The sequence below is a fragment of the Cyanobium sp. ATX-6F1 genome (genome assembly GCF_047395825.1).
GTDB lineage: Bacteria > Cyanobacteriota > Cyanobacteriia > PCC-6307 > Cyanobiaceae > ATX-6F1.
In genome coordinates, this window is record NZ_JBCEBF010000001.1 from 483,305 (window position 1) to 507,564 (window position 24,260).

18 protein-coding genes, 3 tRNA genes, 3 rRNA genes and 7 pseudogenes are annotated in these 24,260 nt (G+C 63.1%); 13 read left to right on the top strand and 18 right to left on the bottom strand.

Going from position 1 to position 24,260, the window contains the following annotated elements; all coding sequences use genetic code 11:
* Window positions 1–21: 21 nt before the first annotated feature.
* From AAF143_RS03045 to mtnC, 3 genes and pseudogenes are all read left to right on the top strand, one after another.
* Window positions 22–866, top strand: a pseudogene (locus tag AAF143_RS03045) (DNA-formamidopyrimidine glycosylase).
* Window positions 867–909: 43 nt separating this feature from the next.
* Complete coding sequence (mtnB, locus tag AAF143_RS03050; protein ID WP_255005756.1) at window positions 910–1,578, top strand: methylthioribulose 1-phosphate dehydratase; 669 nt, start codon at window positions 910–912, stop codon at window positions 1,576–1,578.
* 20 nt (window positions 1,579–1,598) lie between these two features.
* Window positions 1,599–2,315, top strand: a complete 717-nt coding sequence (gene mtnC, locus AAF143_RS03055; RefSeq protein WP_255005765.1) for an acireductone synthase — start codon at window positions 1,599–1,601, stop codon at window positions 2,313–2,315.
* A gap of 211 nt (window positions 2,316–2,526) precedes the next feature.
* Here mtnC and rrf read toward each other — a convergent pair.
* From rrf to AAF143_RS03080, 5 genes are all read right to left on the bottom strand, one after another.
* Window positions 2,527–2,643: ribosomal RNA gene (gene rrf, locus AAF143_RS03060) — 5S ribosomal RNA — on the bottom strand.
* Window positions 2,644–2,799: 156 nt separating this feature from the next.
* Window positions 2,800–5,686, bottom strand: a 23S ribosomal RNA gene (locus AAF143_RS03065).
* A gap of 543 nt (window positions 5,687–6,229) precedes the next feature.
* Window positions 6,230–6,302: transfer RNA gene (locus AAF143_RS03070), tRNA-Ala, on the bottom strand.
* Between the two features lie 9 nt (window positions 6,303–6,311).
* Window positions 6,312–6,385, bottom strand: a tRNA-Ile gene (locus tag AAF143_RS03075).
* Between the two features lie 199 nt (window positions 6,386–6,584).
* A 16S ribosomal RNA gene (locus AAF143_RS03080) occupies window positions 6,585–8,070 on the bottom strand.
* Together the 16S, 23S and 5S rRNA genes with 2 tRNA genes alongside form the textbook arrangement of a ribosomal RNA operon.
* A gap of 693 nt (window positions 8,071–8,763) precedes the next feature.
* On the opposite strand from AAF143_RS03080, the pseudogene AAF143_RS03085 reads away from it, so the two are divergent.
* Window positions 8,764–10,214, top strand: a pseudogene (locus AAF143_RS03085) (glycoside hydrolase 100 family protein).
* Between the two features lie 111 nt (window positions 10,215–10,325).
* Here the strand turns inward: AAF143_RS03085 and petD are convergent.
* Both petD and petB read right to left on the bottom strand, forming a co-directional pair.
* A complete protein-coding gene (gene petD, locus AAF143_RS03090) occupies window positions 10,326–10,808 on the bottom strand; it encodes a cytochrome b6-f complex subunit IV (protein ID WP_255009409.1) in 483 nt (160 codons plus the stop codon).
* A 73-nt stretch (window positions 10,809–10,881) separates the two neighbouring features.
* A pseudogene (gene petB, locus AAF143_RS03095) lies at window positions 10,882–11,555 on the bottom strand (cytochrome b6).
* 122 nt (window positions 11,556–11,677) lie between these two features.
* Here petB and ctpZ point away from each other — a divergent pair.
* From ctpZ to minC, 3 genes and pseudogenes are all read left to right on the top strand, one after another.
* A complete protein-coding gene (gene ctpZ / locus AAF143_RS03100; protein WP_409995655.1) occupies window positions 11,678–12,895 on the top strand; it encodes a carboxyl-terminal processing protease CtpZ in 1,218 nt (405 codons plus the stop codon).
* Window positions 12,892–14,160 (top strand): annotated as a pseudogene (locus tag AAF143_RS03105) (HD domain-containing protein). Before ctpZ ends, AAF143_RS03105 begins: the two are co-directional and overlap by 4 nt.
* A 24-nt stretch (window positions 14,161–14,184) precedes the next feature.
* Window positions 14,185–14,864, top strand: a pseudogene (gene minC / locus AAF143_RS03110) (septum site-determining protein MinC).
* On the opposite strand, the gene AAF143_RS03115 reads toward minC, so the two are convergent.
* From AAF143_RS03115 to AAF143_RS03130, 4 genes are read right to left on the bottom strand one after another with little or no spacing between them, the layout of a single operon-like run.
* Entirely contained in the window at window positions 14,865–15,470 is a 606-nt protein-coding gene (locus AAF143_RS03115; RefSeq protein WP_414026503.1) for a chromate transporter, read from the bottom strand.
* Between the two features lie 5 nt (window positions 15,471–15,475).
* Window positions 15,476–16,072 carry a chromate transporter gene (locus AAF143_RS03120; protein ID WP_255009416.1) on the bottom strand — a complete coding sequence of 199 codons (597 nt, stop codon included), beginning with the start codon at window positions 16,070–16,072 and terminating at the stop codon, window positions 15,476–15,478.
* A 3-nt stretch (window positions 16,073–16,075) separates the two neighbouring features.
* On the bottom strand, window positions 16,076–16,453 hold the full coding sequence (locus AAF143_RS03125; RefSeq protein ID WP_414026504.1) for a phospholipase D-like domain-containing protein: 378 nt from the start codon (window positions 16,451–16,453) through the stop codon (window positions 16,076–16,078).
* Window positions 16,450–17,034, bottom strand: coding sequence for a phospholipase D-like domain-containing protein (locus AAF143_RS03130; RefSeq protein ID WP_414026505.1), 585 nt, complete (start codon window positions 17,032–17,034; stop codon window positions 16,450–16,452). Before AAF143_RS03130 ends, AAF143_RS03125 begins: the two co-directional genes overlap by 4 nt.
* A 160-nt stretch (window positions 17,035–17,194) precedes the next feature.
* Here AAF143_RS03130 and minD point away from each other — a divergent pair, with 160 nt between their 5' ends.
* From minD to AAF143_RS03155, 5 genes and pseudogenes are all read left to right on the top strand, one after another.
* Complete coding sequence (minD, locus tag AAF143_RS03135) at window positions 17,195–18,007, top strand: septum site-determining protein MinD (RefSeq protein ID WP_255009664.1); 813 nt, start codon at window positions 17,195–17,197, stop codon at window positions 18,005–18,007.
* Between the two features lie 5 nt (window positions 18,008–18,012).
* Window positions 18,013–18,324, top strand: coding sequence for a cell division topological specificity factor MinE (minE, locus tag AAF143_RS03140; protein ID WP_255009419.1), 312 nt, complete (start codon window positions 18,013–18,015; stop codon window positions 18,322–18,324).
* A gap of 36 nt (window positions 18,325–18,360) precedes the next feature.
* The gene (locus AAF143_RS03145) at window positions 18,361–18,615 is read left to right on the top strand and encodes a response regulator transcription factor (protein ID WP_255009422.1); all 255 of its coding nucleotides are present in this window, start codon (window positions 18,361–18,363) and stop codon (window positions 18,613–18,615) included.
* Between the two features lie 12 nt (window positions 18,616–18,627).
* Window positions 18,628–18,699, top strand: a tRNA-Thr gene (locus AAF143_RS03150).
* A 136-nt stretch (window positions 18,700–18,835) separates the two neighbouring features.
* A pseudogene (locus tag AAF143_RS03155) lies at window positions 18,836–19,569 on the top strand (putative 2OG-Fe(II) oxygenase).
* Window positions 19,570–19,592: 23 nt separating this feature from the next.
* On the opposite strand, the gene AAF143_RS03160 reads toward AAF143_RS03155, so the two are convergent.
* Complete coding sequence (locus AAF143_RS03160; protein WP_255009666.1) at window positions 19,593–20,117, bottom strand: DUF1543 domain-containing protein; 525 nt, start codon at window positions 20,115–20,117, stop codon at window positions 19,593–19,595.
* Window positions 20,118–20,280: 163 nt separating this feature from the next.
* On the opposite strand from AAF143_RS03160, the gene AAF143_RS03165 reads away from it, so the two are divergent.
* Complete coding sequence (locus tag AAF143_RS03165) at window positions 20,281–20,682, top strand: hypothetical protein (RefSeq protein WP_255009424.1); 402 nt, start codon at window positions 20,281–20,283, stop codon at window positions 20,680–20,682.
* Window positions 20,683–20,764: 82 nt separating this feature from the next.
* Here the strand turns inward: AAF143_RS03165 and AAF143_RS03170 are convergent, their stop codons facing one another.
* From AAF143_RS03170 to AAF143_RS03195, 6 genes and pseudogenes are all read right to left on the bottom strand, one after another.
* Window positions 20,765–20,926: a hypothetical protein gene (locus tag AAF143_RS03170; RefSeq protein ID WP_255009426.1), complete on the bottom strand. Its 162-nt coding sequence runs from the start codon at window positions 20,924–20,926 to the stop codon at window positions 20,765–20,767.
* A 39-nt stretch (window positions 20,927–20,965) separates the two neighbouring features.
* A complete protein-coding gene (locus AAF143_RS03175; RefSeq protein ID WP_255009427.1) occupies window positions 20,966–21,568 on the bottom strand; it encodes an L-threonylcarbamoyladenylate synthase in 603 nt (200 codons plus the stop codon).
* Between the two features lie 67 nt (window positions 21,569–21,635).
* On the bottom strand, window positions 21,636–22,334 hold the full coding sequence (locus AAF143_RS03180; protein WP_414026506.1) for a methyltransferase domain-containing protein: 699 nt from the start codon (window positions 22,332–22,334) through the stop codon (window positions 21,636–21,638).
* 227 nt (window positions 22,335–22,561) lie between these two features.
* Window positions 22,562–22,924 (bottom strand): hypothetical protein, encoded by a 363-nt coding sequence (locus AAF143_RS03185; RefSeq protein WP_414026882.1) that lies wholly within the window; start codon window positions 22,922–22,924, stop codon window positions 22,562–22,564.
* Window positions 22,910–23,553 (bottom strand): annotated as a pseudogene (locus AAF143_RS03190) (DNA-processing protein DprA); the annotation flags it as partial. The pseudogene AAF143_RS03190 and the gene AAF143_RS03185, both read right to left, overlap by 15 nt.
* Window positions 23,554–23,782: 229 nt before the next feature.
* The gene (locus AAF143_RS03195; protein WP_255009668.1) at window positions 23,783–24,241 is read right to left on the bottom strand and encodes an acyl-CoA thioesterase; all 459 of its coding nucleotides are present in this window, start codon (window positions 24,239–24,241) and stop codon (window positions 23,783–23,785) included.
* Between the last annotated feature and the right edge of the window lie 19 nt (window positions 24,242–24,260).

Here is a 24,260-nt window from a genome sequence, read left to right on the forward strand (position 1 = left end):
CTGTGCGAAAGGGGAGTTTCCTTGCCCGAATTGCCCGAAGTCGAAACCGTGCGCCGGGGGCTTGAGCGCCAGCTGAAAGGCTTCCGCATCGATCGCTTGGAGGTGCTCAGGGAGCGGGCGATCGCCGCCCCCAAAGACCCGGGCGCCTTTCGCGCCGCCCTGGAGGGGTGCCGGGTGGGGGCCTGGAGCCGCCGGGGCAAGTACCTGCTGGCGGAGTTGCACCGAGGCGAGGCCAATGCGGGCACCTGGGGGGTGCACCTTCGCATGACCGGCCAGTTCCTCTGGATCGAGACGCCGCGGGAGCCATGCCGGCATACCCGCGTGCGCCTCTGGAACGACCGGGGCGAGGAGCTGCGCTTCGTGGACCTGCGCAGCTTCGGCGAAATGTGGTGGGTGCCCCCGGCTCAGCGACGGACACCGTGATCACCGGCCTGAGGCGGCTGGGGCCTGAACCCTTCGGGCCGGACTTCAATGGCTCCTATCTGCAGAAGCGGCTGGCGGGCAGCAAACGCTCGATCAAGGCGGCCCTGCTGGATCAGAGCCTGGTGGCCGGTGTGGGAAACATCTACGCCGATGAGTCCCTGTTCGCCGCCGGCATCGCACCGGCCACGGCGGCCGGACGGGTGGGCCCCCGCCGTTTGGAGCGGCTGCAACGGGCCCTGGTGGAGATCCTCGAGACCAGCATCGGGGCCGGCGGCACCACCTTCAGCGACTTCCGCGACCTCTCCGGAACCAACGGCAGCTATGGGGGGCAGGCCTGGGTCTACCGGCGCACGGGCGAGCCCTGCCGCCGTTGCGGCACCCCCATTGCGCGGGAGCGGCTGGCGGGACGCAGCAGCCACTGGTGTCCCAGCTGCCAGCACTGAGCCGAGGCCCGTGGGCTAGAAGGGAGTTCAGTGCCCATCTGCCGTGACGGCCGACCTCGCCGAAGACCTGAGCTCCACCATCGCGGCCCTCCACCGGCGGGGCTGGTGCGATGGCACCGGCGGCAACTTCAGCTGTGTGCTGCAGCGTGAACCGCTGCAGCTGTTGATGGCCCCCAGTGGTGTCGACAAGGGAACCGTCGCCCCTGAGGCGTTGATCGTGGTGGATGGCGACGGACAGGTGCTACGCGGCCATGGACGCGCCAGCGCCGAGACCCTCCTCCATCTGGAGATCGTGCGGCGCTCGGGCGCTGGGGCCGTGCTGCACACCCATTCCCAGGCCGCCACACTGTTGTCGCGCCGGGCCCTGGCAACTGATCGCCACAGCCCTGGAGCCTCCGGCGCCGATGGGTCTGTGGTGCTCGAGCAATTGGAGATGCTCAAGGGGCTCAAAGGAATACACAGCCATGACACGCGAGTGCGGCTGCCCGTGCTCGCCAACGACCAGGACCTGAGGCGGCTGAGTGTTCGGGCCGCTCCCCTGCTGGCCGATGCGCCCCAGGGGCTGTTGATCGCTGGCCATGGGCTGTACGCCTGGGGAGATGCGCTGTTCAGCGCCCGACGCCACTTGGAAATCCTGGAATTCCTGCTGGAGCAACACTGGAGGCAACTGTTACTGGATGGGCTCAATCGCCTGCCCAATCCCAGCCATTGACGACGACCCAGGATCTCTCCATGGCCCCCATCACCCATCTGTTGCTTGATATCGAGGGAACCACCTGTCCGGTGAGCTTTGTGGCAGAAACACTCTTCCCCTATGCCCGAAACCATCTGGCGGAGTATCTGGAGCGCCACCGTCACGAAGAGCCCGTCCGAGGCCTCCTCGATGAGGCGGAACAGGCCAGAGCCATCGACCCGGAAGCAAGGGCGATCGGAGTTGATCTGGACTCCCATGCCCAGCTGGTGGCCTATCTGGGATGGCTCATCGATCAAGACCGCAAGCTCCCACCACTGAAGCAATTGCAAGGGCTGATCTGGGAGTGCGGCTATGAAAACGGCGAACTGCTGGCGCCTCTCTACAGCGATGTGCCCCCGGCCCTGAGGGCATGGGCCATGGCTGGAGTCAACCTGGCGGTCTACTCATCGGGGTCCGTGACCGCCCAACAATTGCTCTATGGACACACAACAGAGGGGGACCTGAGGGATCTGTTCGGCCACTGGTTCGACACGCGCACGGGCCCTAAACAGGCAATGGATAGCTACAAACTTATCGCCGCTGAAATGGAAGTTGATCCCAATCAAACCCTGTTCATCAGTGATTCCATTGCTGAACTGGAAGCGGCCCAATCAGCCGGCATGAAGGCACTTTTCAGTGACCGCCCAGGGAACCCAGCACGGGACAATGAAGGCTTCGCCAGGATCACTCACTTTGATCAAATTGTCATTAATTAAGTGAACCGAACGGGACGCCTGGGAATACTCCAGCCATAACATAAACAGCGCCACCCGATCAGATCTCTCAATGGGTGCTCGCGTACGAGGCACAGAATCTCCAGACACAAGAAAGCCACCCCTTCGGGTGGCCTTCTCTCCATCTCACTCGCGCCACTCACTCCTCTCGGATGATCGGCAGCTTGAGCTGATGGTATTGGATGAAAGTTTTACCTGGCATTGAGCTATTTTTGCAGGAAGCTACCCTCCAACTATCTTCGCCGCTGCCGCGTTTCACAACCGAGTTCGAGATGGATCGGAGTGGTTCCACGGCGCCATGAACACCAGGATAGGTCTGTCTCCAGACCTGGTCTTTCATCCTCAGGAAAACCCTGAGAACTGCATAGGAACTGATCAACTCATCCGGCTTGCATTCACAAAACCAGACCTGTCATTCAGTTGTCTGTCATCAAACATCTCACACCTTCTGTGCAAGAGTCGAGCGTTGGTCAAGCCCTCGGTCTATTAGTACTCCTCCGCTTCACCTGTTACCAAGCTTCCACGTAGAGCCTATCAACGGGTGTTCTTCCCGTGACCTTACTGGCTTAAGCCATGAGAACACTCATCTTCAGGTGGGCTTCCCACTTAGATGCTTTCAGCGGTTATCCTCTCCGCACATGGCTACCCAGCGTTTACCGTTGGCACGATAACTGGTACACCAGAGGTGCGTTCCTCCCGGTCCTCTCGTACTAGGGAGAACTCCTGTCAATGTTCTTGCGCATGCACCGGATATGGACCGAACTGTCTCACGACGTTCTGAACCCAGCTCGCGTACCGCTTTAATGGGCGAACAGCCCAACCCTTGGGACCGACTTCAGCCCCAGGTTGCGATGAGCCGACATCGAGGTGCCAAACCTCCCCGTCGATGTGAACTCTTGGGGGAGATCAGCCTGTTATCCCTAGAGTAACTTTTATCCGTTGAGCGACGGCCCTTCCACTCAGAACCGTCGGATCACTAAAGCCGGGTTTCCCCCTGTTCGACTTGTTGGTCTCACAGTCAAGCTTGCTTCTGCTTTTGCACTCGTCGGCTGATTTCCAACCAGCCTGAGCAAACCTTTGCGCGCCTCCGTTACCTTTTAGGAGGCGACCGCCCCAGTCAAACTGCCCACCTGATACTGTCCCCTCTCCGGATAACGGATGAGGGTTAGAACCCTAGCTCGCAAAGAGTGGTATCTCACCGTTGGCTCACATCAACCCACAAGCTGATGATCAATGCCTCCCACCTATCCTGCGCATTGCGAGCCCGGGCACAATACCAAGCTACAGTAAAGCTTCATAGGGTCTTTCTGTCCGGGTGCACGTAGTCCGCATCTTCACAGACAATTCTATTTCGCCGAGCCTCTCTCCGAGACAGCGCCCAGATCGTTACGCCTTTCGTGCGGGTCGGAACTTACCCGACAAGGAATTTCGCTACCTTAGGACCGTTATAGTTACGGCCGCCGTTCACCGGGGCTTCAGTCGCTAGCTTCGCTTTCGCTGACCAGCTTCCTTAACCTTCCGGCACTGGGCAGGCGTCAGCCCCCATACGTCGTCTTGCGACTTAGCGGAGACCTGTGTTTTTGGTAAACAGTCGCCTGGGCCTCTTCACTGCGACCACCTTGCGGTGGCACTCCTTCTCCCGAAGTTACGGAGCCATTTTGCCGAGTTCCTTAGAGAGAGTTACCTCGCGCCCCTCGGTATTCTCTACCACCCCACCTGTGTCGGTTTCGGGTACAGGCCATCATGCCTTAACGGGTATAGGGCTTTTCTTGGAAGCATGACATCACCCACTTCGCTTCCGTAGAAGCTCGTACTCACGCCTCAGCTCAAAGTGTTTTCGCCACTTCTCAACGCCTCGAACGCTTGAACCAGTAACCAACATCTGGCTGGGCTAGCCTTCTCCGTCCCCCTTCCCAAAACATGACAGGTACAGGAATGTTGACCTGTTGTCCATCGACTACGCCTTTCGGCCTCGCCTTAGGTCCTGACTAACCCTCCGCGGACGAGCCTGCCGGAGGAACCCTTAGGGTTTCGGGGCATGGGATTCTCACCCATGTTTTCGCTACTCAAGCCGACATTCTCACTTCCATGCAGTCCACGCCCGCTTACGCTAACGCTTCACCCCACATGGAACGCTCCCCTACCATTGATCTGTTCCAAAGAACAAATTAATCCGCAGCTTCGGTACAATGCTTAGCCCCGTTCATTTTCGGCGCAGGATCGCTCGACCAGTGAGCTATTACGCACTCCTTTGAGGATGGCTGCTTCTAGGCAAACCTCCTGGTTGTCTGGGCAATCCCACCTCCTTTATCACTTAGCATTGATTTGGGGACCTTAGCTGGCGGTCTGGGCTGTTTCCCTTTCGACCATGGAGCTTATCCCCCACAGTCTGACTGCCTAGTTACACACAGGGTATTCAGAGTTCGTATCGATTTGGTACCGCTCTCGCAGCCCGCACCGAAACGGTGGCTTTACCCCCTGCTGGAGCACTAGACGCTACGCCTCAACGTATTTCGGGGAGAACCAGCTAGCTCCGGGTTCGATTGGCATTTCACCCCTAACCACAGCTCATCCGCTGATTTTTCAACATCAGTCGGTTCGGACCTCCACTTGGTGTTACCCAAGCTTCATCCTGGCCATGGTTAGATCACCCGGGTTCGGGTCTATAAACACTGACGATCGCCCTATTCAGACTCGCTTTCGCTATGGCTCCACCATTCCCGGTTTAACCTGCCAGTGCCTATAAGTCGCCGGCTCATTCTTCAACAGGCACACGGTCACCCGATCAGTCGGGCTCCCATTGCTTGTAAGCTCACGGTTTCATGTTCTATTTCACTCCCCTCCCGGGGTTCTTTTCACCTTTCCCTCGCGGTACTGTTGCGCTATCGGTCACACAGGAGTACTTAGCCTTACGAGGTGGTCCTCGCTGATTCACACGGAATTCCACGTGCTCCGTGCTACTCGGGATACAGCTAGGCCAGTTCCATTTTCGAGTACGGGGCTTTCACCCTCTATGGCGCGCCATTCAAACGCTTCCTCTAACTTCCCTGGTCCACGTTGCTGTCCCACAACCCCGATGGTCGAAACCATCGGTTTAGGCTCGTCCCCGTTCGCTCGCCGCTACTGAGGGAGTCGTTTTTTACTTTCCTTTCCTCCAGCTACTAAGATGTTTCAGTTCGCTGGGTTGGCTCGCGTCCGCCTATAGATTCAGCGGACCGTTCTAGGGGTTGCCCCATTCGGAAATTCCCGGATCAAAGCGTGTTTCCAGCTCCCCGAGACTTATCGCAGGTAACTACGTCCTTCATCGCCTCTGTGTGCCAAGGTATCCACCGTGAGCCCTTTGTAGCTTGACCAATTAACCTCCACATCACATTGCTGCTGTTGTAAGCAGATTCTTCCAGTTTCACCGGCTAGAGCTTGGCTTTTTTCTTGGCGCATCTTTCGATTGGCCTTGATGTCAGCGTTCTTCTAGTGGTATGAAACAAGGAATCAGACCCCTCCTGTCTCGGCGACATTTGAGGAATGATGCGGAGTCTCGGCTCTTGCTCAAGAATTTTCCTGCTCATTGACGCCTCAAAACCCCGGCTCAACTCAAGCCATCACCTCTCAGTGATTGCCTGGATCAAACCAAAGCTTGAACGTTAATGTCAGGCATCTATGAGATGCTTAATTAACAGACTTTCCTATGCAGTTGTCAAGGTTCTGCTGAACTCGTTAAGGAGCCCAGCGTCGTTTCAACCCATGGCAATCAAGCAGGCCAATGATTGGCAGCTGGATAAGCTATTGATCGGCTGATCAATGGGAATGAAATGAAGCTGGAATCCGCAGGCAGCGGATCAAATCTAAAGTCAATCACACACAGAGTAAACCTCCCGTTGTTTGGAAGGGTTGGTCAGTGGAGGTTAGCGGACTCGAACCGCTGACATCCTGCTTGCAAAGCAGGCGCTCTACCAACTGAGCTAAACCCCCAAACACGAATGGGCCATCCTGGACTTGAACCAGGGACCTCACCCTTATCAGGGGTGCGCTCTAACCACCTGAGCTAATGGCCCAGGAGAATCCTCTGTGGGGTGTGACCTAGACAAAGTTTAGGAACTGAGATCTGAATTAAAGGATCTCAAATTAATCTCAACTTTCGTTGACACTGATTTTTATCCTCTCCTCAGTTGAGGTACCGATTATCCATCGAGATGACAGAATCCCTAGCCAGCTACAAAAATGTCTGGACTAGAAATTTGTATTGTATCCCTGTTAGGAGGTGATCCAGCCGCACCTTCCGGTACGGCTACCTTGTTACGACTTCACCCCAGTCATCAGCCCCACCTTCGGCATCCTCCTCCCTTACGGGTTGGAGTAATGACTTCGGGCATGGCCAACTTCCATGGTGTGACGGGCGGTGTGTACAAGGCCCGGGAACGTATTCACCGCAGTATGCTGACCTGCGATTACTAGCGATTCCTCCTTCACGTAGGCGAGTTGCAGCCTACGATCTGAACTGAGCCACGGTTTATGGGATTTGCTAGCTCTCGCGAGTTTGCTGCCCTTTGTCCGTAGCATTGTAGTACGTGTGTAGCCCAGGATGTAAGGGGCATGATGACTTGACGTCATCCACACCTTCCTCCGGTTTATCACCGGCGGTCTCTCTAGAGTGCCCAACTGAATGCTGGCAACTAAAGACGTGGGTTGCGCTCGTTGCGGGACTTAACCCAACATCTCACGACACGAGCTGACGACAGCCATGCACCACCTGTCACTGCGCTCCCGAAGGCACTCCCTCGTTTCCAAGGGATTCGCAGGATGTCAAACCCTGGTAAGGTTCTTCGCGTTGCATCGAATTAAACCACATACTCCACCGCTTGTGCGGGCCCCCGTCAATTCCTTTGAGTTTCACACTTGCGTGCGTACTCCCCAGGCGGAACACTTAACGCGTTAGCTACGACACCGAGAGGGATAATTCTCCCGACACCTAGTGTTCATCGTTTACGGCTAGGACTACAGGGGTATCTAATCCCTTTCGCTCCCCTAGCTTTCGTCCATGAGCGTCAGTTATGGCCCAGCAGAGCGCCTTCGCCACTGGTGTTCTTCCCGATATCTACGCATTTCACCGCTACACCGGGAATTCCCTCTGCCCCTACCACACTCGAGCCTTGTAGTTTCCATCGCTGAAATGGAGTTGAGCCCCACGCTTTAACGACAGACTTTCAAGGCCGCCTGCGGACGCTTTACGCCCAATAATTCCGGATAACGCTTGCCACTCCCGTATTACCGCGGCTGCTGGCACGGAATTAGCCGTGGCTTATTCCTCAAGTACCGTCAGTTCTTCTTCCTTGAGAAAAGAGGTTTACAGCCCAGAGGCCTTCATCCCTCACGCGGCGTTGCTCCGTCAGGCTTTCGCCCATTGCGGAAAATTCCCCACTGCTGCCTCCCGTAGGAGTCTGGGCCGTGTCTCAGTCCCAGTGTGGCTGATCGTCCTCTCAGACCAGCTACTGATCGAAGCCTTGGTGAGCCATTACCTCACCAACTAGCTAATCAGACGCGAGCTCATCCTCAGGCGAAATTCATTTCACCTCTCGGCATATGGGGTATTAGCGGCCGTTTCCAGCCGTTATCCCCCTCCTGAGGGCAGATTCTCACGCGTTACTCACCCGTCCGCCACTAACCCGAAGGTTCGTTCGACTTGCATGTGTTAAGCACGCCGCCAGCGTTCATCCTGAGCCAGGATCAAACTCTCCGTTGTAGTCACATATCCTTTTAAACTGCTCGCGCAATTCTCAACATGTGTTGCCTGATCCCTAAAATGCAGCACTGGCGTACTACTTTTAGTGATTGGCCTCCTTTTTAAAAAGGGTTCGAGAGCGCATCTCACCATCAATCCCAAAACTTGCGCTTTGCTCTCACTGGTAAAATGACTTTCCAGATCTCAGATCCGGTCGCAACAGTCACTGGGTGGTTTTCTTCTATCAACCGCTGCGTCCGTGAAAACACATCAATTAATCTTCCATTCCAGCTCCCGTCGCTAGTTTGTTTTTTGACGGGACCTCACACCTTTGCTGCTATTCGGCCACATCTTGCTCCTCCCCTTAGCGCTCAACCCAAACGGATCAGCGCCTTCAGTTCAAAGCAGACATGACGCAGCAAAAGCGTCAGTTCCTAAACTTTTTTGGTTGTCCAGGTGCTCCGTTCGCCCCTCTCAGGGCTTCCGGTTCGGCGGTCTCTCAACCGCCTTTTCAACCTACAACATCGATCGGCTCTCGCCATCCGCTGCTTTCGGCTCCGCGCTCCGCCTCTCGGTGGTGCGCAGTCCAAAACTGTATCACAGGAGTCAGCTAGCCACCATCAAGCCCATAGAAGTCTTGAACAAAGCCCCCAAGTCGCCGCCCACACCCCTTGCCATGCCTAGGTTTTGGAGACAGGGCATTCGCCCGGGGGGATGTGCGTGGCCAGGAGTTTCAGCCAAGAACAGCTGCGCGTTCGGCCCAGCTCGAAGGAAGAGGCGGTGGTGCAACGGGCCCGGGAGCACTTCGAGCGCACGCTGATTCGGGTACGCGGCGAGCTGGCCGGATCAGTGGCGGCCCTGGAGCATCCCCGCAACCACCAGGAACTCAACTACGGCGAGATCTTTCTGCGGGACAACGTGCCCGTGATGATCTACCTGTTGACGCAGGGGCGCTTTGAAATCGTGCGCAACTTTCTGGACCTCTGCCTCGATCTCCAGAGCAGCGCGTACCAGACACGGGGGTGTTCCCCACCAGCTTCATTGAGCAGAACGGCGAGCTGATCGCGGACTATGGCCAGCGATCGATCGGGCGGATCACCTCGGTGGATGCCAGCCTCTGGTGGCCGGTGCTTTGCTGGCTCTACGTGCGCCGCAGCAAGGACTGGGAGTTCGGGGCGAGCCAGAAGGTGCAGAGGGGGTTCAGCTTTTGCTGGATCTTGTTCTGCATCCCAGCTTCGAGGGGACGCCGGTGCTGTTCGTACCAGACTGCGCCTTCATGATTGATCGTCCGATGGACGTGTGGGGAGCCCCCTGGAGGTGGAGGTGCTCCTGTTTGGATGCCTACGCAGTTGTTGCCGTCTCATGGAACTCTGCCAGCAGGGCAGCAAGAGCCGGCTGCTCGAGCAAAGGTTGACGCTGACACGCCAATGGCAGCAGGACCTGCGCATCTACCTGCTCAAGCACTACTGGGTCACCAGCAAGACCATGCAGGTGCTCAGGCGCCGGCCCACCGAGCAGTACGGAGACCACCAGCACGAGAACGAATTCAACGTCCAGCCCCAGGTGATCCCTGACTGGCTTCAGGACTGGCTGGAGAACAGGGGCGGCTACCTGATCGGCAACATGCGTACGGGTCGGCCGGATTTCCGCTTCTACAGCCTCGGCAACAGCCTGGGCTGCCTGTTCGGCGTGCTGGCGCCCCCCAGCAGCGGGCCCTGTTCCGGCTGGTGCTGCACAACCGCCATCACCTCATGGCCCAGATGCCCATGCGCATCTGCCACCCACCGATGGAGAACGGTGAATGGGCCAACAAGACTGGTGCCGATCCCAAAAACTGGCCCTGGAGTTACCACAATGGCGGCCACTGGCCGAGCCTGCTCTGGTACATGGGCAGCGCGATCCTGCTGCACGAACGGCAACACCCCCAGGCCGACGTCCTGCTGATGGGTCAGATGAAAGCCATGCTCGAGGAGTGCTACTGGTCGCACCTCAACCAGCTGCCACGTCAACAGTGGGCGGAGTACTTCGACGGCCCCACAGGCACCTGGGTGGGGGCACAATCGCGCACCTACCAGACCTGGACCATTGTGGGCTTCCTGCTGCTGCACCACCTGCTGCGGATCCGTCCCGAAGACGTCACTCTGATCAACCTTGAAGAGCTCTGAACGGCAGCGAAGGAGACGATCCCGGGGAGCGCCCGCCGGGAACGAAAAAAGCCGCTACCCATGGCAGCGGCTTGAGAGGTCAACTGGACGTGGCTGCTCCGCTGACGGAGATCAGAACAGCCCGAGGGTGAGTGACTTATCGATCGGAAGGGCGGCGCCAATGCCTAGGTAAATGGTGAACACCGTGCCAAACAGGAAGGCCGCCATGGCCACCGGGCGGCGGAACGGATTGGAGAACTTGTTAAAGCTCTCGATGAAGGGGATCAGCATCAAACCCAGGGGGATCATGGTCTGCAGGGCGATGCCCAGCAGCTTGTTGGGCACCACGCGCAGGATCTGGAACACCGGGTAGAGGTACCACTCGGGCAGAATTTCCAGGGGAGTGGCGAAGGGGTTGGCCTTGTCGCCAAGCATGGCTGGATCAAGTACCGAAAGGCCCACCACACAGGCGATGGTTCCCAGGATCACCACCGGGAAGATGTAGAGGAGATCGTTTGGCCAGGCGGGTTCACCGTAATAGTTGTGTCCCATGCCCTTGGCCAGCTTGGCCCGCAGCTTGGGGTCAGAGAGATCCGGCTTCTTGAGGATGTGCATGGGATGGACTGGTGATGGGGAACGGTGGCTGAAGCGATGAAAAGAACTAAAACCTTGGACCTTGATGGTTGGCTCAGAGGGGTCCGGAAATGCCCTGCTTCCTGATCATCAGGAAGTGCAGGAGCATGAACACCGCCAGAAGCCAAGGCATCACGAAGGTGTGCAGGCTGTAGAAGCGGGTCAGGGTGGATTGGCCGACGCTTTCACCACCCCGCAGCAGTTCGACCATGAAGTCACCCACCACAGGCAGGGCCGCGGGAACACCTGAAACGATGCTGACCGCCCAATAGCCCACCTGATCCCAGGGCAGGGAATAACCGGTGACGCCAAAGGAGACGGTGATCACGGCCATGATCACGCCCGTCACCCAGGTGAGTTCGCGAGGGCGCTTGAATCCACCGGTGAGGTACACGCGGAAGACGTGCAGGATGAGCATCAGCACCATCATGCTGGCGCTCCAGCGATGCACCGAACGGATCAGCCAGCCGAAGCTGACGTCCGTCATGAGGTATTGGACGGAGCTGTAGGCCTCAGCCACGGTGGGCCGGTAATAGAAGGTCATCGCAAATCCAGTGGCGAACTGGATCAGGAAGCAGACCAGGGTGATGCCGCCCAGGCAATAAAAGATATTGACGTGAGGGGGACGTACTTGGAGGAAATATCGTCTGCGATCTCCTGGATCTCCAGACGCTCCTCGAACCAGTCGTAGATCGGCGAGGACTTTGCGGCAGGTGAGGAATTCGCCATGCAGCGGGGGGCTGGTGTTGCGAGAGTCTACCGATCCACCTGGAGCGCCCGTGAACGCCAAGCGCCCCCGCCACCGGGAAACTCAACCGATTGCAACAGGGGCCTTTTCCGCGCACAAGGGGCTGCTGGCCCTGCTCGTGAGCACGGCACTCGTCCTGAGCCCACTGCTGCTGCGGGCCGGGCCGGCCCTGGCCCTCAGCGATGTCCAGGAGCTGGTAGTGGCCAGCTGGAGCCTGGTGAACCAGAGCTTCGTCGATCCAAGCCGCTTCGATCAGGTCAGATGGCGGCGACTCCGCCAGAAGGCGCTCGAGCGGCCGATCCTCAGCAGCGAGGACGCCTACGCCGCGATCGAGTCGATGCTCGAACCCTTGGGAGATCCCTACACCCGGCTGCTGCGGCCCGCCGACTTCGCCACCCTGCGCTCGAACACCGAAGGCACCGTGACCGGCGTCGGGCTTCAATTGGCCCTCGCTGACGAGGAAGGCTCCATCGTCGTGGTGGCGCCACTGGAGGGATCTCCAGCCCAACGGGCGGGTATCTCAAGCGGCAGCCAGGTGTTGGCCATCGAGGGTCAGGCCGCGAGCGACCTGGGGCTGGAGGCCACAGCCGCCGCCCTTCGGGGTCCAGAGGGCAGTGAGGTGCACCTGAGCCTGGTCAGCCCGGAAGGCCTCCTGCGCGATGTGACCCTCGAGCGCCAGCGGGTGGACCTGCAGCCGGTGCGTTCTCGCCTGCTGGAGGAAGGCGCGCACCGGCTGGGCTACCTGCGCCTGAGTCAGTTCAGCGAAACGGTGCCCGGCTCGTTCCAGGCAGCGATCGAGGCCCTGGAGGCCGCGGGGATGGAGGGGCTGATCCTCGATCTGCGCAACAACTCCGGGGGACTGGTGTCTGCCGGGCTGGCCGTGGCCAATGGCCTGCTGGACAACCAGCCGATCGTGGAGACGATGGACCGGGACGGCCTGGGGATGCCCCAGCAGGCGGGTCCAGGCCAGCTTTTCGGGGGACCGATGCTCACCCTGGTGAACGGGGGCACCGCCAGCGCCAGCGAGATCCTGGCCGGCGCCCTCCAGGACGACGGCCGCTCAGAGCTGCTGGGGAGCCGCACCTTCGGCAAAGGCCTGATCCAAACCCTGATTCCCCTGGGGGACGGCAGCGGCCTGGCGGTGACGGTGGCCCGCTACCAGACCCCGAGCGGACGGGACATCCAGAATCTGGGTATCGAACCGGACCGGCCCCTGGCCAAACCTGAACCGCTCAACCCCGGAGCTCCCGGGGACACCTGGCTGGAGGAGGCCGAACGCCTGCTGATTCAGCGACTCGGCAGCGCCGCCGGGCAGCCATGACACGCCGGACCTACCACGACCCCCTGCATGGGGCCATCTGCCTGGATGGGGAACGTCCTGCCGAGGCCCTCGCCATCCGGCTGATCGACACCGCCCCTTTCCAGCGGCTGCGCCGCATCCGTCAGCTGGGGCCGGCCTTCCTCACCTTCCACGGCGCCGAATCCAGCCGCTTCCACCCATTCCCTGGGGGTGCTGCACCTGGCGCGATTGGCCCTGGCCAATCTGAGCCGCTTGGACCCCAGCCTCGAGCAGCACGCTGGGGTGCTGCTGGCGGCGGCCCTGCTCCACGACGTGGGCCATGGGCCCCTGAGCCATTCCGGCGAGGAAATGTTCGGAATGCACCACGAGGAATGGTCAGGAAGCCTGATCCGCAGCCATCCCTCCCTCAGGGATCCCCTCGACGCTTTCGCCCCCGGCAGTGCCGACGCCGTGGCCGACCTGCTCGAGCACGGCCACTACTCCCACCCGGCGATCAAGGCGCTGGTGAGCAGCCAGCTGGACTGCGACCGCCTCGATTACCTGCTCAGGGACAGCTACAGCACGGGCACCAGCTACGGCCGGCTGGATCTCGAGCGAATCCTGGCCGCCCTCACCATTTCCCCCGACGGCGCGCTGGCCCTGCACCCCAAAGGGTTGATGGCCGTGGAGCACTACCTGCTGGTGCGCAACCTGATGTACCGCAGCGTCTACAACCACCGCTTGAACGTGGTCTGCAACTGGCTGCTGGATCTGGCCATCAGCCTGGCGCGCCGGCTGGGACCGAAGGCCGTGGAGGCCGATCAGGTGATGGCCCGCTGGCTCTGGAGCCCTGAGGATCTGGACCTGGGCACCTTCCTGGCCAACGACGACGTCCGCACCGGCTACCACCTGATGCGCTGGCGTGAGGAGGGACCTCCGGAGCTGGCGCAGGTGTGCCGCCGCCTGCTGGATCGGGAGCTGCTCAAGGCCACTGACGTCAGCCGGTTGAGCAGCTCAGAGCGGCTGGAAATGCTGGCCCTGGCAGGACATTTGAGCTCCGTGGATGGCCAGGACCCCGAACTCTGCTGCGGGCTGCAGCAACGGCAAACCCGCGGCTACGACCCCTATAAAGGGGGCCTTCGGCTCTGGAACGGCACCGATCTACAGGCGATCGAGCAGCTCTCCCCCAGGTGGCAAGCCTCACCCTGCCGGTGGAGCTGGCCTGGCTGATCCATCCACCGGAGGTGAGTGGGCCCTTGCGGCGGGCGGTGGCGGAGCTGATCGGAGCCCGAGTGGGCGCTGCCTAATCTTTGGGCCCCCACGGAGCGGGCATGAGCGCCGTCCTGATTCCCTCCGCCGGCCCGGATCTGCCCCACGTGCTCCGGCTCGGCGCAGCCGATGGTTCCAGCAGTGTCCTTGAGCAGGCGAGCTATGCCCTGGGGGTGGCGCCACCAGCGGGTCCCGTGCTGCTGCAGGCGGGGGAGTGGAGGCTGACCACGGCCACCCTTCGGGCCCTCGATCAGATCCTGGCCGAGTCGGCCTTGGAGCTGAGTGCGCTGCAGGCCCGCAACGGCGCCACCTTGGTGGCGGCGGCGGCCCTGGGGCTGCCCACCGAGCATCTCCCCATCGCCGAGGCAGCGCCGCAAGCCGAGCGTTCTGGACCCAGAAACGCCCTCACGGTGCACCGGGGCACCCTGCGCTCCGGCGATCATCTGCAGGTGGCGGGATCGGTGCTGCTCCTGGGGGATGTCAACCCGGGAGCTCGGATCAGCGCCGGCGACAGCGTACTGGTGTGGGGTCGACTGCGGGGGTGGCCCACGCAGGCTGCGGCGGCGACAACAGCGCCATAATCACGGCCCTGCAGCTGAGACCTCTTCAACTGCGAATCGCCAGGGCGGTCGCCCGGGGGCCCCAGGACAACCCTCCGGCAGGGTTCACCGAAACCGCCAGGCTGGTGGGCTCCAGCATCGAAATCGAGGCCGCTGATCCCCTCTGGCCCCTCAGCGATTGATCAGCCCAAGCCCCCCAGCGCCCCCGCAAAGGCCATGAACCAAAGCGGTGAGATCCGGGTGCGCAGCATCAGCACACAGACCAGCAGCGAGACAATCACCCCAGGAGTGTTGGTGTCGGCGGTCTGCAGGATCTTCAGCCCGACGGCGAACAGGATCCCCAGGGTGATCGGCCCAAGGCCTCGCTCAAAGGCCACCCGCCAGGGGGAGTTCTTGAGCTTGTTCCAGCTCAGGCAGGCCACCACCATGAGCAAGGTGGAAGGCAGCAGGATCGCCAGTTCGGCGCCGTAGCCACTCAGCAACGACCACCAGGCACCCTCCCGCCAGGCCGCCCCCATCCCCAACAAGCCCACGATCATCGAGCTCGGGCCCGGGGCCGCCTCCGCCAGGGCGTAGAGGTCGGCGAACTGGGAGGAACTCAGCCAGCAGTACTGCTCGACGCTCAGGTGGTGGTATTCGCTCAACAGGGTGTTACCACCCCCGAGCGAAAACAGCGATAAGGAAAGAAAGGTCCAGAGCACCTGGAGCAGGTTGCCCAGATCGCTGAGCGAGACCGGCGTGCAGGCCGCCAAAGGGAGGGGGAGGGGAGGGGGGAGGGGGAGGGACACGCGGCTCAGGCGGGGCGGTCAGGGATGGCGTTGCTGTTGCGGGGCCAGTACCAGGCCATGGCCAGCGGACCGGCCACCAACACCAATGGGATGAGCTGCACGTGGAACACCACCATCGCCACGAAGGTGACCGCGGCCAGCACCAGGGCCATCGGATCGCGCCAGTACTGGTCGAGGATCTTGAAGCCCATCGAAAGGGCCATGCCGGCCGCCGCCGCCACCACGCCGGCCAGCACCCGGTCCACGGAGGGCAGCTCGTGGAAATGGAAATAGAGCAGACCCACCAGCATCAGGGCCGTGAACGGCAGCAGCAGCATCCCGGCCAGGGCGACGGCGGCCCCCACCAGTCCGCGGAAACTGGCGCCGATGTAGACGGCCATGTTGATCTGGTTGGGCCCCGGAAACAGCCGCGCCACCGTGAGGCCGGTGAGGAAGCTCTCGTTGGTCATCCAGCGGCGCTGCTCCACCACGATGCGCTGGCTCCAGGCCGAGAGCCCGCCGCCGAACGAGGAGAGCGACACCTGCAACATGCCGATGAACAGGGCCCGCAGACCCGGTGGCGGCGCCAGGTCCTGGGGGCCGGTGGGAGCCGGATGGGCCATGGCTCAGTCGTGGACGAAATGGGGATCCGGAGGCAGTTCGCCTTCTTCGTGGAGGGTGGGATCGAGGGGATCAGGGGCGTGGTACTTCTCCGCCTCGGCCCAGTCGGCCTGGAACGTTTCCTTGAGCCGACCCACCACTGCGGGGGCATCGGATTCGATCCCCAATTCCCGGCGCAGGTCGAAGGCGCTGCGGTCGATGTTCATCGATCCGGTCTGGGAGGCGATGCCATCAACAACGATGAGCTTGGCGTGGAGCTTGAGGTGCTTCTGGCGGCGCACCTTCACGCCGTAGCGCTCCATGATCCGCAAGGAGGCGAAGGTGTCGTAGATGTCCCAGTCGCTGATGCCGTGCTTGCCGCCGCAGAGCACCCGCACCTTCACCCCCGCTCCCGGGCCGTGATGATCCGATCAAGGATCACCGCATCGACGAACTTGGGGTGCTGAATCCAGAGGGATTCCGTGGCTGCATCGACGATGCGGGCCATCTGGCCGCGACTGTGGAAACTGCTCCAGACCAGGCCCACCCCCAGGTCGGGCTGAAAGAACTGGCGGTGCCAATCGGCCTCGAAACCGGCGATCACCTGGGCGACCACGGGGGCGGAGTAGGTGACCACCCCGTAGTCGCGGGTCTCGGTGAAGTATTTATCGGCCAGGTTGAAGGTGGCGATCAGGGCGAACTGCTGGTCCACCACCAAGGACTTTTCGTGGGTGACCGGAAACGCCTCGCTGGTCCAGATCGCCTCGATTCCCCAGCTGTTGAGACGAGCATGGGCCTCATCGTTCCAGCGATCGCCGCCGGAGGTGTGGGGGTTGAGCATCACCCGCACCGTGACCCCGCGCTGATGGGCCCGGAGCAGGGCCTGCTCAATGGCCTCGGACTCGACCTTGAACTGCTTGAGCAGAAGCTGTTCCCGGGCCTGATCGATCAGGGCAACGACGGAATCCACGCCGTCGTCGGGCATGACCAGGAGGGTCTGCTGATGGGGTGTGGACTCAGGCATCACCAAGGGGGGCAGGCTCGACCTTTCTACCGGCATCGGCTGCGGCGGGTCGATGGTCCACTGAGATTGCCCCTTCCCAGCGTGTGGGCCTTAACCTGCACCCACTTCGCTTCCCGTCGCCATCGCCCGCACCCGCTACATCCTGATCTGCTCCGGCAAAGGCGGCGTCGGCAAGACCACGCTGACTGCCAACCTGGGCATTGCCCTGGCCAAACAGGGTCGCAAGACCGCCGTGCTCGATGCGGATTTCGGCCTGCGCAACCTTGATCTGTTGCTGGGTCTGGAAAACAGGATCGTCTACACGGCCCAGGAGGTGCTCGCCGAAACCTGCCGGCTGGAACAGGCACTGGTGAAACACAAGCAGGAGCCCAACCTGGCCCTGTTGCCGGCGGGCAACCCGCGCATGCTCGAGTGGCTCAAGCCCGATGACATGGTCAAAATCGCCAAGTTGCTGGGCGAAGACTTCGAATACGTGCTGATCGATTGCCCGGCGGGCATCGAGGACGGCTTCAAGAATGCGGTGGCCGCGGCCGAAGAAGCGATCGTGGTCACCACCCCAGAGGTCTCAGCGGTGCGGGATGCGGACCGGGTGATCGGGCTGCTCAATACCCATGGCATCAAGCCCATTCAACTGGTGCTGAATCGGGTGCGGCCGAAGATGATGGCCAACCAGGAGATGCTGGCCGTCAGCGATGTGACCGACATCCTGGCCCTCCCGCTGCTGGGGCTGGTGCTCGAGGACGAACAGGTGATCGTCTCCACGAACCGCGGCGAGCCCCTCACCCTCAATGGCGGCCGCTCACCGGCGGCGGTGGCCTACAACAACGTGGCTCGGCGCCTGCAGGGTGAGGAGGTGCCGATGATCGATCCGCTCAAGGAGGGTGGTGGATTGCGCTCGAAGCTCGGCCGGCTGCTGCAAACCAAGATCTTTTGAGCCCGATGACCCTGCTCGACTTCATCAACAAACTGCTCGGGCGGCAGCCGGCCAGCGCCGACACCGCCCGCCAGCGACTGCAACTGGTGCTCGCCCACGACCGCAGCGACCTGAACCCCGAATTGCTGGAGCAGATGCGCCGGGAAATCCTCGAGGTGGTCTCCCGCTATGTGGAGATCGATCTGGAGGAGGGAGATGTGAGCCTGGAAACCGAAGACCGGGTCACCGCCCTGGTGGCCAACCTGCCGATCAAGCGGGCCCGGGCCATCCCCCTGCCCGCACCCGAACCGGTCGAGCCCACACCCTCCCCGGCCTGAGCCTTTGGGTTAGGCCTTGGCATCCCCTGGGAATCCTTGGGAGGCCAACGCCCGATCGCCGTGGTCACCTCCCAACACCGAGCCGCCCCAGGGCCCATCAGTCCAGAGCCGATCACGGCGGCAGAGGGCCGTGTGCTCGGGGCCCTGCTGGAGGGTCTGAGCAACAAGGCGATCGCCGCGCGGCTGTTTCTCAGCCCGCGCACGGTAGAAAGCCACATCTCCCATCTGCTGCTCAAGACCGGTTGCGGCAACCGAACCCAACTGCTCCTCTGGGCCATGGGCGAGCGATAAACTTGCCTCCACGCCGGCTTAGCTCAGTGGTAGAGCAGCGCTTTTGTAAAGCGAAGGCCATCGGTTCAAATCCGTTAGCCGGCTTTTCGTCAGTAGCCACAGAAGCCTGAACGGAACGGCTGCTGGGATTGGGGGTGGGCCCTCTCCGGCAGGAACGTTGCCCCTGAACGCCCGAGCGATCCCGCCCCAGTCGTAATTTCGGCCGAACGGCAGGGCAGGGATGGATGCGAACTCAGAGGTGCTCAGCCTCTTTCCCCGCTACCTGCTCAAGCAACGGCTGAACGAGGGCCTGCTGGCCGATCTGCAACAGCTGGCCAGGGCGGTGCTCAGCGACCCCGGCAGCACCCCGGACGCCTCCGGCAAACTGGCCGGTCAGCTCGCCCTCCAGCGCGAACTGGGGCCCCAGTTTCCACCCATCGCCCAGCTCTGCGCCGAGGTGATCGTGCCGGCCTGCGAGCAGTGGATCCGCCACGTGATCGACCAGCAGCCGCCCCAGGGGCGGGGGCCATGGGTTCCGGGGGCTACCGGCTTCAGATGATCGATGTGTGGCTGAACCTGCAGCGCGCCGGCGACTACAACCCCATCCATACCCACGGCGGCAGTTTCTCCGGTGTGATCTTCCTGCAGGTGCCGCCCCAGATCACCGGCGAGCGCTTCGACGGCCAACTCTGCTTCCACGGCCCCGAGGAATGGCACATCCAGAGCTTCCGCACCGGCATGGCCCACTACGTGTTGCCCGTGCCTGGCGACCTCTACGTGTTTCCCGCCTGGCAACCCCATTCGGTGGCCCCCTTCAGAGGCGAAGGAGAGCGCTGGTCCCTGGCCTTCAACGTGGTGGCGGTACCCCAGCCCCGGCAGTCGTCTGCGCCCCAACAGCCGTTCCAGACCCAGGCCAACGTCGCTGGCAACGTGTCGCTCTCCAGCCATCGACCCCGGCCGGGTGGCTTTTCCTGATCCCAGCTCACCCGATGGGGGCATCAGGCGCTTGCCTCACGATCAATTCGGCGGTAACCGAACCAATCGGGCACCAGGGGCTGATGGCGGTTCTCCGGGTCCAGGGGCAGGTGCACATGCCAGCCCTGCAGCGACTCCAGCTGCAGGGCATCCTCGACGGCGTGGAGGTCGTCGTTGTGGCGCCCGGCGGCCCCCAGCAGGAGCTGCCGCCGGGCCCTGGCCTTGGCGGACTGGGCACTCGGTGCCACCACCAGGGTGAACTGGTGCAGCTCCGCCAACTGGGTGGGGTCGTAGGCGCCCATGTTCACGAACCAGAGGCGTTCGCTTCCTCCCCAGGGCTCTGGCCGCAGCTCAATGCGATGGCCATCGACGAAGTCGAGTGCCACATAACTGTCGATGTGAAGTCCGCGGCGACGGCCGAACCACTGGCGGCGCAGCTCCGGTATCGCCGCTTCGATCGAAGCGGCCGCCACGAAGCGCACATCGTGGAGTTCGATGTGGCAGCCCTCGCTGCGCCCACCGAGCACCACCAGATAGAGCCGCGTCATCGCTTCGGGGCAGGCGATTGGGATCCTGGCCTGGCGGGAGGGCACCCCCCGACGGAATCACGTAGTCGCATCCAGACATGGCTTCAGCCCCCACCAGGGCCTGGTGCCGAGCGATTCCGGTAGCCGCCCCTACATTCGTTGCCAAGCGAACAAGCCTCAGAGCATGCGCCTACGCCGCTGGCTGCTGGCCACGATCCTTCTGGGGTCAGCCCCGATGACGGCCATGGCCGCACCGTTCAGCTTCGATCCGGTGTCCTTCGCCGGCTACGCCAATAGCCGTCAGCAGGCCCTTGGCAACGATCTGTTCTTCAAGAACCTGGGCCTCTGCTCGCGCAAGGGCGACAAGGGCTACAACTGCCTGGAGGGGGAGCTGCTCAAACGGGAGCCCGGCAAGTCAGGACGCTCCTTCTGCAAGCTGCGCTTCGTGGGCTACCACCCCAAGACACGGAACATCAATTACCTGATCAAGTCGTGCGAGTACCGCGACGACCGCAGGCGGCTGATCGACCAATCCCAGCAACTGTTGCGCAAGGGTCTTGACACCCTGGAGAACTTCAGCAAGTAACGCCCTCAGGCCACCAGGGCTGGCCAACGTTGGCGCCCAAAAGAGCCACTTCACCCCCCGCCCCCCGATTCGGGCTGGCCCATCAGCCCCGGCGACCCGCCAGGAACCAGGCCCCCAGCGCCAAGACCAACCAGGGGAACAGGCCCTGCAGCTCGAACAGGGGCGTGAGCAGAACGGTCAGCGGCTCGAGCACCAGATGGTTGAGGCCCAGCACCAGAGCCACCAGCAGGGTCAGGATCAGCATCGAGGCGCACCCGGTCGAGACCGCATCGGAGCTGTCAACTCAGACCTCCGGCATCACAGCACCAGGACGGAGCACCTGCCAGCGGTCTCCCTCGCACCAGGCGAGCACCGTGCTCCCCAGCCCAGCGGCGGCGGGCCAGGGCAGCGGCCCCAGCAAGGGCACGGCAGGGAAGGCCCGCTCAGCCTCCTCGGCCGTGAGGCAGGCCGGCGCTCCTGAGGCATTGGCACTGGTGGTGGCCAGGGGACCGCTGAGCCGCAGCAACGCCAGGGCCGAAGGGCAGGCCGGCACCCGCAACCCCAGGCTCCCGCCACCGGGATGGAGCGCCTGGGCGATCGGCCCCTCGGCTGGCAGCACCAGCGTCAGCGCACCGGGCCAGTGCCCCAGGGCCATCTCCCGCCACTGGGGGCGGATCGGCACCGCCAACGCCGCCAGCAATTCCTCGGGATCAGCGCCCATGAGGATCAGGGGTCGATCGGCGGGGCGGTTCTTGAGCCTCCAGAGCAGGGGTGCGGCCAGGGGGCGGCAGGCCAGAGCCGGCAGAGTATCGGTGGGGAAGAGGGCGGCCGAACCGGCGGCCAGGGCTTCGGCCAGCTCGGCGGCCTCAAGCACCCGGCCCTGATCAAAAGCTGGGGAAGATGTCATGGATGGCTTGGGAGCGGGCGCCGGGCGCGGGTGAACCGCCCGTGGCCCTCCAGATCAGGTTCGGTGGTCACCTCCACCAGGCCAGCGGCCGCCAGGAGCGCCGCGACGGCCGGGCCCTGATCGTGGTGGTGCTCCAGCAGCAACCAGCCACCGGGGGCGAGGGCCTGGGAGGCACCGGCGGCGATCCGTCGAATCGAGGCCAGTCCATCGGCACCGCCATCGAGCGCCAGGTGGGGTTCGTGCTCGCGCACCACCGGCTCCAACTGCGCCAGCAGGCCCGTGGGGATGTACGGGGGTTGCTGACCACCAGATCGAGCTGGCCGGCCAGCGGCTCCAGCGGCGCCCACCACTGCCCTAGCCGCAGCTCCACAGAGGCCGCCCCAGCGGCGCGTTCCAGGTTCAAGCGGACCTGGGCCAGGGCCTCGGGGCTGCAGTCCACGGCATAGCCCCGACTTCCGGGAGGCAGGGCCGCCGCGAGGGCCACCGTCAAACAGCCGGAACCGGTGCCCAGGTCGGCCCAGCGGAGTGGTCCAGGGGGCAGCGCAGCCAAGCAGATGAGGGCCAGATCCACCAGAAGCTCACTCTCCTGACGGGGGATCAGCACCCCCGGTGCCACCCGCAGTTCCAGATCCCGCCACGGGCAGACCCCCACCAGGTACTGCAGGGGTATGGAACGCTGGCGGTGCAGGAGCCAGAGCGCTTCCAACGCCTGGAGCGGACGCACCAGCCTCACCACCCGCTCGGGCTCAAGCCATAGCCGCTGCAAGGCGCTCCAACGCAGGCCGCCGGCCAGATCCAGCAGCCAGTCGAGTTCGGCGCTCTGACCTCCCCCTCCAGCAGACGGCGGCGCCAGGCCAACAACTCGCTGCCCTGAACCACCGTTGGGACCTCAGGCCCCAGCACCGCAGCGGGCGATGGCACCACGGTGGGCGATGGCGCCGCGGGGGATGGCGACTGGCAAGGGCGATCCATCGAGCCACCCTAGGAAGCGCCTCAGAGAGGCCGCCAGCACAGGCCCGGCTCCGCGATCACCCGCCCGGCCAACTCCAACTCCAACAGGCGGCTGGCCACCTCAGGCGCCGGGCGCCCTAGGCCCTGACAGAGGTCTTCCAGGCTCGCCCCCTGCCCCAACACCTGCAGCACCTCCCCCTGCACGCCGCCGAGGGGGAACCCCGGCCACGCCTGCTCGGCCCGATCAACCGATCGCCCCGCCACTGCAAGGCCCGCCGCTGGCTTCAAGGGCCCAGGACCCAGCTGGCGGATCAGGTCAGCGGGGTCGAGCAGGGCCGAAGCGCCCCTGGCCAGCAGCCGGTTGCTGCCCGCCGCGGAAACCTTTCCCGCATCCGCCGGCACCACCCAGAGCGGAAGCCCCTGGTCCCAGGCGAGGGCCGCCGACTGCAGAGCCCCACTGACCATGGGGCACTCCACCAGCACCACCGCCCGGGCCAGGGCCACCTGCAGGCGGTTGCGGGCGGCGAAGTTGCCTGGGTGCACCCCGGCTCCAGGAAGCTGCTCGGAGATCAGCAGGCCCTGGGCCGCCACCTGCCGTTGCAGCTCCCCGTGATGGCGGGGGTAGATGCGCTCCAAGGGAGTGCCCAGTACCGCCACAGGCCGCCCCCCTGGGCCAGACAACCCTCGTGGGCCGCCGCATCGATGCCCTCCGCGAGGCCGCTCACCACCGGCCAACCGGCCCCGGCCAGGGCCTTGCCGATGGCCCGTGCCATGACGAGCCCATGGCGGGATGGACGGCGGGTGCCCACCACCGCCACCGCCTGGCGGCGCCGCAACGGCGGCCAGAGGCTGCCGCAGCCCTGCCAGTGGAGCGCCAGCGGGGGCCGATCCAGCTCCAGCAGGGCCCCTGGAAAGGCGGGATCCCCCGGCAGCAACATCCGTGTCGGACGACCGCCCCTGCCAAAGGCACTCAGCGGCTCCTGGCCCAGGCGCCGTCGATAGGCCTCCAGCCTGCCGAGCACAGCGGGCCCCATCCCCGGCACCGCAGCCAGCTCTTCGAGGGGGTCCCCCAGGCGATCCCCAGGTCACCGCAATGGCGCTCCAGGGCCCTGAGGCGGCTCCAGCCGACACCCGGGCAACCGCGCCAGACGAGCCACCAGAGGCGCCGACACTCACCCCAGCCCATGGGGCTACGGCGCGCCCCCGAACCGAACGGAACGAGCAGAAGATCCCCCAACCGAACCAAAGCAATACATATGTACTCTACGGCTCTTGCTGGCCCTTGGGCCCCCGCCCCAGGCGCTCGATTGCCCGTTCCAGATCCTCCGGCAGGCGCCGCAGCAACCGCCGTGGCGCCGGCGTTGCGCCCGTCGTGGGCAGCTGAACCAGCACCAGTTCCACCCGGGCCTCGGCGGCCACCTCACCGGCGCCATTGAGAAAGGTGCTGTGCCAGGGCAGCCGCAGGCCGCGCCGGGGCTCGATCGTGCTCCACAGTTCGAGCGCCTCACCGTGCAACAGGGCCTGGCGGTAATCGATCGAGAGGGCCACCACCGGCAGCTCGAATCCCCGGGCCGAGAGGTCGCTGTAATCCAGGCCAGCCGCCGCCAACGCCTCCACTCGCGCCTCCTCGAGAAACCCCAGGTAGGCGCCATGCCACATCACCCCGGCGTGGTCGGTGTGCTGGGGGAGCACCCGCCGCCGCAGGCGCCAGCCACGCTTCATGACGTCCTCCTGGTTCGTC